This is a genomic window from Pseudomonas sp. E45-MNA-CIBAN-0222 (assembly GCF_040310405.1).
GTDB lineage: Bacteria > Pseudomonadota > Gammaproteobacteria > Pseudomonadales > Pseudomonadaceae > Stutzerimonas > Stutzerimonas stutzeri_AC.
This window is the reverse complement of the sequence record NZ_JBEOPU010000025.1, coordinates 13,324-27,527: the sequence shown is the minus strand read 5'-3', so window position 1 is coordinate 27,527 and position 14,204 is coordinate 13,324. Positions and strand designations below refer to the sequence as shown.

Below are 14,204 nucleotides of genomic sequence, written 5' to 3'. Positions count from 1 at the left end.
GGCTTGCAGCCACTTCGACAGCAGGCACACCTGATCGGCAGGCCGCCGCTAAACCTACTTTTTCAACAGAATCGGCCAAAAGCCGCCGTCACTTTATTAATGCCCCTTTAATACTCCTCTGTGAAAATTTCCAGTCAAGAAAATGGCCGTGCCTATGATCGACTGATCGAGGTCAATGGGTGGTGTTGTTCGTCAGCCATAATTAAGTCGTAGTCCGGCCGCGTTTTGCAGAACAGCGAGACATGGGCGAGCTGAATACGTCGCTACTTCGCTATCTCGCCTAGAAGGATGAATCAATGAAACAGTGGCAACGCAATATCCTTATTTTGGCCATCGGTGGCGGGGTTCTGGCTTTTGCGCTGAGCCAGGTGTTACCGAGCTTTCGCACCGCCAGCAGCGGCATGACGATCGATACCAACGACGCCGCACTGATCAAGCGCGGTGAATACATTGCCCGCACCGCCGACTGCGTGGCCTGCCATACCACGTTGGGCGGCAAGCCGTTCGCCGGTGGCCTGCCGATGTTGACGCCTCTGGGCGCCATCTACTCCACCAACATCACGCCCGACCGGGAAACCGGCATTGGCGAGTACACCTTCGACGACTTCCTGAACGCCACCAAGCACGGCGTACGCAAGGACAACAGCGCGCTTTATCCAGCCATGCCCTATCCCTCGTACGGCATCATGCCGGATGAGGACATCGCCGCGATGTACGCGTACTTCATGTCGGCCGTAGAGCCTGTCAACCAGCCCAACAAAGCAAGCGAACTACCGCCTGTGCTCAACTGGCGCTGGCCGCTGGCCTACTGGCAGGCCCTGTTTGCCGCCGAGCGCGATTTCGTGCCGGAGACGAACGACCCGATGCTCACTCGCGGCCAGTATTTGATCGAAGGGCCGGGCCACTGTGGCTCGTGCCATACCGAACGCGGCATCGGCTTCCAGGAAGTGGCGCTGTCCGACGCCGGCTCGGATGAATTCCTCAGTGGCGCCATCATCGATGGCTGGCGCGCCAAGAGCCTGCGCGGCGAGCATCGCGGCCTAGGTACCTGGAGCACCGCAGAGCTGGCTGATTTCTTCAAGACCGGCCGTACCGGCACCACCGCAGCCTTCGGTGCTATGGCCGAGGTGGTCGAGCACAGCACGCAGTACATGACCGATGACGACATCCAGGCCATGGCGGCTTACCTGAAAACGCTCAGCCCCGCGCCAGGTAAGGAAATCGACCTCCCGCCGAAGCAGGATTTCACCACCCAGAAACTGCTGGATGGCGTCTACGACTCGCGCGGCGCGCTGCTGTACGTCGAGTATTGCCAGGTTTGCCATCGCGCCGATGGCAAAGGCGTGCCCCGAATCTTCCCAGCGCTGGACGGTAACAGCGCGGTGTATTCACGCTATCCGGACTCCGTATTACAGATCACTCTCAGCGGCGGTCGTATGCCCGACACGCCCCATGACCGCATGGCCTTTTCCATGCCGGCATTCAACACGCTCGCCGATGCCGATATCGCTGAAGTCGTTAATTTTATCCGCAACAGCTGGACCAACCAGGCGAGTGAGGTGACGGTTGGCGATGTCGTCGCCATGCGCCATTTCCTGAGCAAAAAACCTCGCGTTGGAACCGACCTACCGCCCGACCTGAGCGTGACCCACACGGAGCAAGGAGTTCATGGTGAATAAACTGTTCTTGAGCATTCTTGCTCGGCGCGGCATCAGCCATGCGCGCCGCGGCGCCCTCCCGCTAACGGCCGCAGCCATCATTGCCGCCACGACGAGCGCTTGCTCCGAGCCGGAGCCAACACAACGCAATGCCGCCCAGTACGATCTGGTCACCCTGGACGATGCCAACCAGAAAATCGGCCGCTATACCATTCCGCAGGACACTGCGATTGTCGATGAGCCGAACGCCGATCAGATCTTTTATGGCAAGCGCCTGCTCAATGAAACCAAGCGCCTGCTGCCGGAGCATGTCGGCGCCGCCATGAACTGCAACAGCTGTCATATTGCGCAAGGCAAGATTCCGCTAGGCGACCCGTACATCAACAGCTTTAACTTTTACCCGCGCGTCATGCCACGGGCCGGCAAGGAAGTTGATCTGGTGGGCCGCATCAATGGCTGCTTCCAGCGCTCGATGAACGGTAAGCCAGTGCCTCGCGATTCCGAGGAAATGAAGGCGATGGTTGCCTATATGGAGTGGCTGGCGCAGAGCACGCCCAAGGATCAGCTGGTCGATATCCGCAATGCCGGCGTCATAGACGAGAGCTTGGTGCCCGACCCGGAGCACGGCGAACAGATCTATTACGCCCAGTGCGCTACCTGTCACGGCGACAATGGCGAGGGTATCAAGGACAGCCGCGGCGATATCGTCTTTCCGCCACTGTGGGGCGAAGAGTCTTTCAACATCGGCGCCGGCATGGCGCGAACCTATAAAGCGGCCGCTTTCGTCAAATACAACATGCCGATGGGCATTCAAACCAAGGGCCTGTGGGGTCATGGTAATGTGCTGTCCGACCAAGACGCCGTGGATGTCGCCGAATTCTTCACTCACAAGCCGAGACCTGACTTTGTCGGCAAGGTTAACGATTGGCCCAACAGGCCAAGACCTAAGGATGCTCGCTATTAAGGAAGTTCTAAAACTGGCTGACTCGGAAGCGGCTCCGGGCCCTCTTATGTCCTGTTGGCGTCGGCCTGGCCTCAACCGTCGCTGTGCATGGTCAGACCTTGATCTGTTCAGCCATCTCCAAGGCGTCATCGACCTTAACGGACGGACCCGCTCGGGCTTGCTCTGTTATCTCAAACGATAGGAGATCGAAGAGAGCCAGATCACGGACTTTTTCTGCAATTTGAAGCCTTACTCGGATCGCCCAGATATTTCTCAGTCGGAGCGGGGTTTTCTGCCCGACCAATTTCCCTTTTCCGGGGCTGACATCTGCAGGTAGTAATGATGTTCATGGCAAGTCCTCCACGTGTGGGAGGACAAGATGACTAGCCAGAGCGTTGGTCGCTAACGGCCAAAAGCAGCCGTTAGCTAGGTGCTACTTCCGGCCCGAAGCATCCTATCCAAGATGATTCAAAACACCTGTGCAGCCAGTCAGAGTGAAAACGGCCAGCTCCACTCACAGCAACATGGGGCTTAAGTCTAACTATCGAGGGCTCTACGATAGCTGGACCTGTTTGCGGGTACGGCCAAGCCCGCCACTTTATCTCGGCGCAATTGGTTGGCATAGTCCAATTACTACCGCGTGACAATGGGGAAGCGTCCGTCTGGCTGATCCAGTAGGCTGAAGAAGCGCCCAAGGGCCAGGGGGTTGCCGTCGATCGACACCTGATCGGAGCTGAGCAGGGCTGCGGCGCCGGCTTGCCCACTGATTATCTGCAAGAAGAAGTCCTTACTCAGGTTGAGGCTGGCGTCGGCCTCGGCGACTTCGCCTTCATTCATACGGCGGTGATGCAGCACGGCGTTCTCGATCCACAAGTGATAGCGCGCGCCGCTGTCGGTGAAGTTGAGGTTGATACGCAGCGCGCTGTCGGCTGCCGCCGTGCCATTGAGCTTGGTGGCCATCACGTCCAGGAAGCGCTCGGGAGCGGTGTGTTTGAGCATATCGAGCATCATTACCGGAGTGAAACCCTCTTCCGGCAGGCCGTGGCGCAGCTCATAGGTGCCACTCAGGTAGAAGTTGCGCCAGGGCCCCGACTCGGCCTGATAGCCCAGTTGCTCGAAGCTGCGTGCCTGCAGATCGCGGGCGCCCTGGTTGTCCGGATCGGCATAGAGCAGATGTTTGCCCAGCTCCGCGGCCCAGCGGTAATCGCCCTCGGCATAGGCTTGCTCGGCGGCTGCCAGCAGCGGCTCACGGCCGCCGGCCAGGGCCACGTACTTGGCGGCGGCGGCCACCGGCGGCAGTGGGTCGAGGTTGGCCGGGTTGGCGTCGAACCAGCCTAGGTAGAACTGATAGATGCCGCGCACGTTGTGCTTGAGGGTTCCGTAGTAGTCGTGCACGTTCAGATGGCGGTCGAGGCTGGGCGGCAGGTGCAGTTGCTCGGCGATCTCCGGCGCGGTGAGGCCGGCATTCATCAGGCGAACAGTTTGATCGTGCAGGTAGCGGTAGGCATCACGCTGGGTGGTGAGGAAGGTCTGGATGTTGTCCTGCCCCCACACTGGCCAGTGGTGCTGGTTGAACAGCACCTCGGCGCCAGCGGCTTGCGCGCGGCTGGCGTCGATGTAGTTGGCCCACTGCAAGGCATCGCGTACCTTGGCGCCGCGTAGGGTGTACAGGTTGTGCAGGGTTTGCGAGAGTAGCTCGGCGCCGCCAAAGGCGTTCAGCTCCGGCAGGCTGAAGGTCATTTCCGCCGGGGCTTCACTCTCGGGTACGTTGTAGAAGACGAAGCGCACTCCATCCACGTCCAGCGTCTGTTCGCGGCCGTCGATCAGTTGGGTGGGCGGCAGAATGCCCATGTGCCCGAAGGCAACCGCCTTGCCCAGGCCGTTGTCTACCAGGCCCTCGGCGCTGCGCGGTAGGCGCTTGCCGTACATGAAGGTGGCACGGCGGGCCATGGCGATGCCCATCATCAGGTTTTCGCTGGTGGCCTCTTCCATAAACCCAGCCGGGGCAATCACCGGTAGCTGACGCACCTTGGCGTCTTCGGCGCTGATCACGCCGAGAGCACCGCCAAAGTGATCGACATGGCTGTGGCTGAAGATCATCGCGCTCACCGGGCGTGAGCCCAGATGTTGTGCAACGAAGTCCATAGCGAAGGCGGCGGTTTCCCGGCTGGTTAGCGGGTCGATGACAATCCAGCCGCTGTCGCCTTCGATCAGCGTCATGTTGGCTAGGTCGAAGCCGCGTAGCTGATAGATTTTGTCGCTGACTTTGAACAGCCCAACCTGGTTATTCAGCAGCGCTTGCCGCCACAGGCTGGGGTTGACGGTAGTGGGGGCCTCACCTTGGATAAACGCAAAGCTATCGAAGTCCCAGATCACTTCGCCTTCGGCATCGCGCACCTGGCCCTGAGGCGTGGCAATTAGGCCGCGGCGTGCCTGGGCTAGGCCCTCGACATGGCTCAGGTCATAGCTCTGCGCCACCTCGGCCTGGGCAGCTTGCGTGCGTGGCGTGGCGGCGCTGTGACTGGGCGCAGGGCCGTCGCTGCATGCACTGAGTAGCAACAAGGTGCTGGTTAGCATCCAGCGATAGGGCAGGTTCATCGGCGTTCTCCAGAGAGTGTCTGGTCAGAGCATGGCGTGCGATCTACTATGCGTCCAATGCAATCAAATCATTTAATTGATGAGCAAAAGACATGAATATAGAGTTCCGTCACCTGCGTCATGCCTTGGCCCTGGTCGAACATGGCAACTTTGCCCGCGCCGCAGAGGCGCTGCACCTCTCCCAGCCGGCGCTGACCCGCAGCCTGCAAGCGCTGGAAGCTCAGGTTGGCGAGCAGCTGTTTGATCGCAGCCACCGCGAAGTGACCCCCACAACGATGGGCGAACTGTTATTGCAGCATGCCCGGCAACTGCTGCTGCACGCCCAGGACTTGCAGCGTGACCTACAATTGGCGCGCGGCCTGGAGCAAGGTGAGTTGCGTGTGGGAGTAGGTCCGTTTGCCGGCGCCGCGCTTGTCGCCCCGGTGCTGGCCATTTTGAACCGCGCGCACCCCGGCGTGCATTTGGAGGTGGTGTTGGCACCCTGGCAAGAACTGCCCGCGCGTTTGCAACGCCGGGAAATAGATCTGCTGGTGGCCGACTTGCACGAGATCGAGGACGACCCCAGCTATACGATACAGGCCCTTGGTGAGCACCACACGCTGCCGATGTGCCGCGCCGGTCATCCCTTGCTTGAGCACCCCGAGCCTAGTCTGGAGATGCTGTTGAAGTATCCACTGGCCGGACCCAACCTTCCCGAGGATATTCGTGAGCAGCTGCTCAAGCGCCTACCTAGAGCCTTACAGAACACCTGGCGTGAGCAGTGGAAGCTGGCCATCACCTGCGATAGCTCGGCCATTATCAAACAGCTCCTACAGGGCTGTGAGGCGCTGGCAATATTGCCTTGGTTTATGGTGGAAGACGAACTGCGGCGCGGCGACTTACAGGCTTTACGCAGCCTTGACCCTGGCCTGCGCGGGCGTTTCGGGATTGCTCATCTGCGCGGCAGACGCCTATCACTTGCTGCGCAATGCTTTATCGAGGTGCTTCTGGCCCACGATACCACCGTGCGCCAGCGCCAAGATGCTTGGTTGGCCCGTTAGGGAAGGGCATGGCAAGGCGGTCAACCTGCAGCAGATCGTCGTCCGACGCCGGTGGCTGACTCGCCGAAGACCGATCCTTCAGTTCTTCCCGCCCAAGCGGCGCAAGGCATCTGGCTTGAAGTCTTGGCGCAGAGCCTCATGGCCGAAGCTGGCCTCGCTCGGGGTCTCATTACTCAGGCCGCTGACCAGATAACGGCGAGACTGCAGATCATGAATAGCCTCGGCGGTCATCCAGGGCACCAGGTCGTTGTAGAAGTTCAACTGGTAGGCTGCCGATACTCGCCATAGCTCACCACGGGCGTCGTAATGGTCCGCTAGGGCAATCTGCCAGGTGTCCTCATCAATGAAAAACGTGCGCTTGTCGTAAATGTGGCGCTGGCCTGCTTTGAGCTTTCCCTCTACCTCCCAGACCCGATGCCGCTCATAGCGCACGTAGTCGCTATTCAAATGCGCAGGCTGGATGATTTGTGCGTACTTCAGCCCTTTGTCGTGCAGTCGGTAGTTGTTGTAAGGAATCAACAGTTCGCGCTTGCCTTTGAGGGTCCAGTCGTAGCGATCGAACGCACCGTTGTACATATCCATGTTGTCCGATGTGGCCAGGCCATCCGAGCTGTTCTGTGGTGAGTCGTAGGCCAGTGTAGGGGCTCGCCGGACACGCCGCTGTCCGGCGTTGTAAGCCCAGGCCTGGCGTGGGGTTTGTACCTGATCCAGGGGCTCGTGAATCAGGGCGATGTTGCCGGCCTGGCGCGCCGGAGCCAGGGTCTGGCCGATGAAATAGAAGAGCAGATTGCTGTCTGGCGTGTTGTCCCGGACATTGCTGGCAAAGACCTGTGTCTGGCGGATGAGGCTGGCCTGATAGGCACCGCTGGTTTGCACCGGCATGCGGTGAACCTCGCGCTTGACCGCCCCGCCACGGTAGCGGGTGACATGGTTCCAGATAACCTCTTCGGCACGCAGGGGGACGGGGAACGGCACGCCGCTGGTGTAGCCACCCTCCAGGCCACTACCACTGGCGTTCAGTCTGATCCGGGTGGCGTTTTGCCGGCTCTGTTTCAGGATGGACTCGGGATAGGCCGCGCTGCGGTGCGAGGGATACAGTTGCAGATGGAAGCTCTGCGGGTACTGACGGAGCATGGCTTGCGTGCCTGGGCTCAGCCACTGGGCGAATTGCGCCATGTTGCCGGAGTCGATGCGCTGTAGCGGTTGCTCGGCGGCATAGGGATCGACCAGCGCTCCGCCTGAGGTCGATGGCTTGTATCCGCCGTCCCAGGCGGGGATGCTGCCGTCGGTATTGCCAGCACGTTCGGCGCCCATGGGCGTTAGTTGCTGGTCTAGCTGTGCCGCCTGTTCGGCCGAGACGGCACAGAAAGCGGGCATGCTGATCATCAGGCTTAGTGCCAGGAGTGTGTGGCGGGAGATTGGGCTATTAAGCATGGATAAGTCCTCAGAACTTGGCGCCAAGGGTGAATGAGATGAAGTCGCGGTCGGTCTGCGGATTGAAGTCGCCACCGAAGAAGTCGGTGTAACTGACGGCGGCGTTGTAGCGCTCCAGATAGTCGAAGTTCACGGCCAGTGTGACGGCCTGGCGGCCTTCGACGAATTGCGGAGCCGGAGAGGGGGCATAACCTTCGACGTCATAACGCCAGGCCAACGATGGGGTGACCACGGTGCCCGGCAGCAGGTCGTTGTAGGTCAGGTTGGCTCGGGCTGCATAGCCCCAGGACCAGGGCGTGGTATATCCCTCCCGTTGGCAGTAGTCCTGCTTCAACGCCGGGTTCTTGCAGGCAATGGCGGCACCTTCTACGCCGGAACCGTAGACGGCGTCGCGGCCATAGGCCAGGGTCTCGACCGGCTCCAGATCCGCCACGTGCACGGTGCCGACTTCGGCAATCAACAGCAGGTTATCTGCGCCCCAGATGTCGCTGAAAGTTTGCATGGCCGTCAGTTGCAGCTGGCTAACCGGTTTGCGCCGATAGCCCTGCACCTGTGTCCCATAGAGGCCGGCGGCTTTGGCCAGAATAGGGCCGCTTCCCGGGGCTTGAATGTCCAGGCCAAACAGTTCGTCGACGATGGGTGACTCGGTGTCGAGAAAGCCGCTGGCGTAGAGAAAGTCCTGACCGTTGATGGCGATCGGCTGGTTGGGCCTGTGGCTCAGCTCGCCGGACATAGAGATACCCCAGGGTCCTGAGGTGTTGAAACTGATGCCGTACAGCCGGATGTCTTCGGGGAAGGCCATCTGGTAGAGCGGCGCCTGGGCCAGCGGCTTGGCGTTGCTGCCACCATAGAGCGGGTTGTTGGTAACTCCGGGTAGGAAGAAGCCGCTGCCCGGACGCTTGGAATAGTCGGCGGTGATCGCATTGGTATAGGGCAGCCGGCTGTGATAGTTCATCACGTAGAAGGCAAGCTCGGTGCTGTTCAGCTCTTCGGCGAAGTAGTCCAGGCGCACCCCCCACTGCCCGGCATCTGCGGGGGTATCGTCGCTGATTCGCGGAATAACCATGTTGGCCCCGGCCGGCAGCAGCGGATTGACCAGCTGCATGTTCTCCTGTTGCGCTTCCGTTCGACCTGAAACGGCATACAGTGGGCCGCAGCCTGGCTGACTGGCATCCGACTGGGCGAAGAAGGTGCCGCAACCTGGCTGTACCGTGGCGCGCCATTCCAGTTGGTAAAAGGCGCTGGTCGAGAGATTCTCGCTGATGCCAAGCGACAGATTGAACAGGTTGACCGGAATCAGCGCTTCCTTGATCTCGACCCCGGGCGTGGTTAGGGCGTTGGCGTCGATCGGGTTGATCACATTGAGGCCGCCCTGGATGAAGGTGCTTTCCCCCCAGCTCAGGACCTGCTGACCGAGACGGAGATCCAGCGGCCGGTCATTGAGCTGGAATTCGCCCCAGACGTAGGCATCCATCAGTTCGGCGCCGGAAAACTTGGCCAGCGAATCGAAGCCCGAGTCGTCGAAGTCCTTGAAGCGGGCGTCGCCGTTTTCCAGCAGGTCGTCGTGCCAGAATTTGCCGCTGATCTGCAGCCCGAGGTTGTCCCGGCTAAGCGCCAGTTCGGTGGTACCTTTGACCACCCTTGATATGGTGTCTCCGGCTTTGAAGTTCATGCGCCCGTCGTTACCGTTGATGCCGGCGGCGCGTCCGTCATAGACAGTGGGCAGGAGATTCCTGTCTGGATCGCTGGTGCTGATGCTCATGCCAGTTGACAGGCTGGTGTCCCAGCGGCCGCTGATGCCGTTGTCGAGTTCGAAGGTAGCGGCGTGGCAGAGCGTGCTGTTGACGGCCAGCAGTGTAAACACAAGGGCGCCATGGCCTCTGCGTAATTGGTGCATGGTATGCCTCGGAAACTGTTTTTGTTGTTGTGAGTGCAAACGGTTGCCCCGCTTGCCGGGGGGCTTAAGATAGGCCGCGTAAGTCCCTTGTTTCTTGGCGCGCACAGCCGCGTTTTTGACAATTTCAGACAGGAATTCGGATGAGCAGTCCGCCCCACGAACTAGCCCATACGACCATTGCCACCTGGGCGCTGGCTATTCAGCGAGCGCTGCAGGGGTATGGCATCGAGGCGGTGCCGCTGATGCTGGAGGCCGGTATCGATCCCAGGGTGATTCGTGATCCAGAGCTGCGAGTTGCCGTGGTCAACATGTGGAAGCTCTGGCGGCTTTGTGTCGAACGGACCGGCGATGACTCTTTTGGTCTTCAGGTCGCTGCCAATCTCTATCCGACTCACCTCAATGCCCTGATCTTTGCGCTGCAGGCCAGCTCCACCCTGCGAGAGGCGCTCGATCGGCTGCAGCGCTATGTGCGGGTGGTCACTACCATCGCGGCAATCGAGGTGGTCGAGAGCCCTGTGGGGGTGGCATTGATACTGGGCTCTGATAGCTCCGGTTCGGCACAGCGGCCATTTTTCCCTGTTGATGCCTTCATGGGGGTGTTGTTCAGAACCTTTCGCGAGTTACTTGGAGCCAGTGCTGCCGAAGGGCTGCTCGAGGTTCGTTTGTGCCGTCCGGTACCTCACCGCTTAGAGGCTTTTGAACAGTTTTTCGGCGTGCCCGTGTACTTTGGCGCCGAGGCGAATGTCATGCTGATGGCTTCCGGCGTGCTGGATCGGGAGCTGCCGGCGGCCAACGCCATGATTGCTGGAATGAACGAGCAGTTGTTGCGCGATTATCTGGGGCGAATGCGCCACGAGCAGGTCAGCCTGCAAGTGCGCAAGGAGATCATCGCCTTGCTCAGTAGCGACAAGCTTGGGCTAGAGCACATTGCCGAGCGCCTGAACATGAGTGGCCGCAACCTGCATCGCAAGTTGGCCGAGGAGGGCACATCATTCAAAGAACTGCAGGATGAGATTCGACAGGACCTGGCGCTGCGCTATCTGGGCATGTCGGGGATGAGCCTGAACGAGATTGCATTCAATCTGGGTTTTATCGACCAGAGCAGCTTCAACCGTGCCTTCAAGCGCTGGACCGGTGGCAGTCCCGGACAGTACCGGCGCGCGCTCAGGGAGCGCCACTGAGTCAGCCGGGGCGAGAGGGCGCCCCGGCATGTTGGGCTCAGCTGCGCGCCTGGGGTTGGATGGGCGGAATGAACTGCTGCAGCGTCTTTGGATTGCGCGTCTTCTCATCGGGCAGATAGATGCGGTAGTTCAAACGGAACAACCCTTTATCAGGTGAAGGCAGCCAGTTGCTTTCGAGCCCGGTGGGGGGCTGGTGCTGGATATATAGCGTCAGTGAACCGTCCGGGTTGTAGGTCAGTCCCGGGGTCCGGTCACCGATGGAGTAGCGGTCGATGGCATTGTCCACCAGCTGGAAGTTGGTGCCGTACAGGGTGATGGACCAGAAACCCTTGTCCTGAAGCTGGGGCAGTGCATCACGCTCGAAGTGCAAGATGTAGCGCTGCTGGCCATCAAGCAACTGGCCGGTGCCATCTTCATAGGTGCTGAAGTACACCCCTTCTTCGCGGTCATGCACCATCAGACCTTCGAGCGCACCCTCTGCGCGGTTGATGAAGTGGAAGCCGTAGCTGCCCTCGTGCAGGTTGTTCCAGCGGGTCGGGTAGGGCGTGCCGCGGTACTTCACCTTCCAAGTCATCAGGTCCTGGCTGTCGGCCAGTGCACGCTTAAGGCCAGCCACCGTGGCCGGGTGCAGCCGGCTGGCATCGAAGGGCTTGCCAAGCTCGATGCCGATGCTCTGGAACATGGACACGGCAGCGCGCTGCTCCGAACGCGGTGGGTTCTCATTCAGCAGATCGACCATGCGCTCGAAGAGGGCCAGGTCGCCGCTGTATTCCTTGCGGGACATCTTCACGGTGGTCACCTTGCCAAAGCCATCGGGCTTGCCCCAATTGCTGAGCGAGGTGGTGTGCACCTGTTTCTGCAGTTCCAGCACGCGGGGCAGGTCCTGAGGATCTTCCTTGCTCACCCCGTAGCGCAGGGCGAGGGCGCCGGAGTTGGTCGACAGGCGCCGCAGTTCGACGCCTGTGGGTACTTCGCCCTGCCAGTCAGGGCCGGCGAACAGATAGTGACCGCCCTTGCCCTGGGTCGCCCGGGTGCCGATATAGGGCAGGTTCTCCAGATAGGCATCGGCGACCTGCACGCTCCAGTAGCGGTCCTGGACATCCGGCAGGCTGAGGATCACCGGATCATCCTTGAGCTCCAGCATGACGCCGCTGTAGATCGTGTCGTTGTTGGGTGTATAAGGCAGCTCATCCTGCGAGGTAGCCAGCTTGGTCATGTGGCCAATCTGGTTGATGGGGGCGCAGGGGCAGATCTGGCGCTCGGTGACGAATTTCAGCTTGCGCTCATTCAGTCGCAGCAGGCGTTCACGGTCGGTGATGGTCAGCGGCAGGCCCCAGACATAGGCCTGCAGCCCCAGTGAGTAGGCCCAGTTCTCCTGCGCACGTTCATCGCGCTGCCGGATTTCATCACGGCTGAGGCCGGCGTCGGGGTCTTTCTTCTGCAGGTCGGGGACGGCAAGGTACTGATACCCGGCGGTCAGAGCGGCGCCCACTAGAACCGTCGCCAAGAGTTTGAGTTTCATACGCATTCCCTGTTATTGAAAGTATCGGGAATACCACTCTAGGGTTGGTTGGCTGGTGGGTCTCAACTCTGGTTGCCAGTTTTTTGACCTGCGCAGACAAGCCTAAGCAAGCCACAGCGCCCAAGTCTCTCATCAAGGCAGCTGCATTGGTGAGGTTCGCGCAGCTGCAGGCTAACCGATTCAATCCTGAGCCAAGGGTCGCTTCAGACCTATTGCAACCAACTGCCATGGACGGAGACATTGTTCGGTGGCCGTCAGCTCCTGACCTTTTACGCTGCCTGCTACAGGCCGCTTTTGGCCGATTCTGTTGAAAAAGTAGCGACCTCCCCATGCCGTTGGCAAAATTGCTCTGTCAGCGAGCGTGGGGGCGAACAGCATGATGGGACAGTTACCGGGAGGACAGCAGCGCCTGTTCTACTCGTTCAATCTGGAAGATCACGTCCCGGGCCAACACCTCCTGCGCAGCATCGACCAGTGTCTGGATCTCAGTGATCTGCGTGCCTACCTGGCGGATTTCTATAGCCCCATCGGGCGTCCCTCGATTGATCCGGAATTGATGGTGCGCATGCTGGTCGTCGGCTACTGCTATGGCATCCGTTCCGAGCGGCGATTGTGCGAAGAGGTGCATCTAAACCTGGCCTACCGCTGGTTCTGCCGGCTGGGTCTGGAAGACGAAGTACCCAATCACTCGACCTTCTCGAAGAATCGCCACGGCCGTTTCCGTGACAGCGATCTGTTCCGCTGGTTGTTCAATGAGGTGCTGCGGCGCTGTATGGCGGCCGGCCTGGTCAAGGGTGAAGGTTTCGCCGTCGACGCCAGCATCATCAAGGCGGATGCCAGCCGGCAACGTGGGGCGGCGGGAGATGAGGTCGATTGGCGTGATCCAGCGCTCAGCAGCCGCGCCGTGCGCGAGTACCTCGAAGCCCTTGATGAAGAGGCGCTGGCGGAAGCTCTTCCCAAGAAAATTTCGCTCACCGATCCGCAGTCCCGTTGGACAGCAGCGCCAGGCGGCCCGGCTTACTTTGCCTACTCCACGAATTACCTGATCGACACTGAGCACGGTGTGATCATGGATGTGGAGGCGACTCCAGCGCACCGTACCGCCGAAGTCGATTCGACCAAGACGATGGTCGAGCGTGTCGAAGCGCAGTTCGACCTCACACCGGAACGCCTTATCGGCGATACCGCCTATGGCACTGCCCCGATGCTGGCCTGGATGGTCGAAGAAAAGGACATCGAGCCGCATGTGCCGGTGTGGGACAAGACCGAGCGCAAGGACGACAGCCTCTCCAGTAACGACTTCCACTGGAATCAGGAAGCCAATGAATATCGCTGCCCAGCTGGCAAACCGCTACGCAGTGAATGGCGCGCCTTCACCGAGAAAAGGTCGCGGGTGACCAAGGCCAACACCATCATCTACCGCTCCAGCCAAACCGACTGCGCCACCTGCTCGTTGAAAGCGAAGTGCTGCCCCAACACGCCGAATCGGAAGATTGTCCGCAGCATCCATGAAGCTGCCCGCGACGTGGCTCGACGTATCGCCAAGACACCGGAATACCTCGTCTCTCGCTGCGAACGTAAGAAGGTGGAAATGCTTTTCGCCCACCTCAAACGGATCATGAAACTCGACCGTTTACGACTGCGTGGCCTGACAGGTGCCACTGACGAATTCACTTTGGCGGCGACGGTGCAGAACCTGCGACGCATGGCCAAGCTTTTGCCTCAAGGGCCACCGCTCACGGGATAGGTACGCCTGCTGCGGGCAGAAACCCTCAAATTAACCCTCAAACCTGAGCAAGGACGCTCAGTGAAACGCCGGAAGGCAACTTGAAGTGGCTTGCAGCCACTTCGACAGCAGGCACATCCGACCGGCTGGCTGCCGCTAAAGCTACTTTTTCAACAGAATCGGCCGGTTGTAGCCTGCCGCAACC

9 protein-coding genes and 1 pseudogene are annotated in these 14,204 nt (G+C 60.2%); 5 read left to right on the top strand and 5 right to left on the bottom strand.

The genetic code is table 11. From position 1 onward, the window contains the following. Window positions 1-296 precede the first annotated feature (296 nt). Both AAEZ08_RS22010 and AAEZ08_RS22005 read left to right on the top strand, forming a co-directional pair. The gene (locus AAEZ08_RS22010; RefSeq protein WP_008567169.1) at window positions 297-1,679 is read left to right on the top strand and encodes a cytochrome c; all 1,383 of its coding nucleotides are present in this window, start codon (window positions 297-299) and stop codon (window positions 1,677-1,679) included. Beyond that, window positions 1,669-2,622: a c-type cytochrome gene (locus tag AAEZ08_RS22005; protein WP_008567170.1), complete on the top strand. Its 954-nt coding sequence runs from the start codon at window positions 1,669-1,671 to the stop codon at window positions 2,620-2,622. Before AAEZ08_RS22010 ends, AAEZ08_RS22005 begins: the two co-directional genes overlap by 11 nt. A 181-nt stretch (window positions 2,623-2,803) precedes the next feature. Here AAEZ08_RS22005 and AAEZ08_RS22000 read toward each other — a convergent pair. After that, a pseudogene (locus AAEZ08_RS22000) lies at window positions 2,804-2,951 on the bottom strand (integrase); the annotation flags it as partial. A 283-nt stretch (window positions 2,952-3,234) separates the two neighbouring features. Continuing rightward, complete coding sequence (locus tag AAEZ08_RS21995; protein WP_003302560.1) at window positions 3,235-5,199, bottom strand: alkyl/aryl-sulfatase; 1,965 nt, start codon at window positions 5,197-5,199, stop codon at window positions 3,235-3,237. A 92-nt stretch (window positions 5,200-5,291) separates the two neighbouring features. Between AAEZ08_RS21995 and AAEZ08_RS21990 the strand changes: the two genes are divergently transcribed. Further along, entirely contained in the window at window positions 5,292-6,239 is a 948-nt protein-coding gene (locus AAEZ08_RS21990; protein WP_003302559.1) for a LysR family transcriptional regulator, read from the top strand. A 78-nt stretch (window positions 6,240-6,317) separates the two neighbouring features. Here the strand turns inward: AAEZ08_RS21990 and AAEZ08_RS21985 are convergent, their stop codons facing one another. Together AAEZ08_RS21985 and AAEZ08_RS21980 are read right to left on the bottom strand one after the other, a co-directional pair. After that, window positions 6,318-7,673, bottom strand: coding sequence for a DUF1329 domain-containing protein (locus tag AAEZ08_RS21985; protein WP_036999587.1), 1,356 nt, complete (start codon window positions 7,671-7,673; stop codon window positions 6,318-6,320). Window positions 7,674-7,683: 10 nt separating this feature from the next. Next, the gene (locus AAEZ08_RS21980) at window positions 7,684-9,537 is read right to left on the bottom strand and encodes a DUF1302 domain-containing protein (RefSeq protein ID WP_003302556.1); all 1,854 of its coding nucleotides are present in this window, start codon (window positions 9,535-9,537) and stop codon (window positions 7,684-7,686) included. Window positions 9,538-9,710: 173 nt separating this feature from the next. Between AAEZ08_RS21980 and AAEZ08_RS21975 the strand changes: the two genes are divergently transcribed. Next, complete coding sequence (locus AAEZ08_RS21975) at window positions 9,711-10,751, top strand: AraC family transcriptional regulator (protein WP_003302555.1); 1,041 nt, start codon at window positions 9,711-9,713, stop codon at window positions 10,749-10,751. A gap of 37 nt (window positions 10,752-10,788) precedes the next feature. Here the strand turns inward: AAEZ08_RS21975 and AAEZ08_RS21970 are convergent, their stop codons facing one another. Further along, window positions 10,789-12,273, bottom strand: a complete 1,485-nt coding sequence (locus AAEZ08_RS21970) for a DUF1254 domain-containing protein (protein WP_011911464.1) — start codon at window positions 12,271-12,273, stop codon at window positions 10,789-10,791. Between the two features lie 376 nt (window positions 12,274-12,649). Between AAEZ08_RS21970 and AAEZ08_RS21965 the strand changes: the two genes are divergently transcribed. Then, window positions 12,650-14,020, top strand: a complete 1,371-nt coding sequence (locus tag AAEZ08_RS21965; protein ID WP_500125129.1) for a transposase — start codon at window positions 12,650-12,652, stop codon at window positions 14,018-14,020. Window positions 14,021-14,204 lie beyond the last annotated feature (184 nt).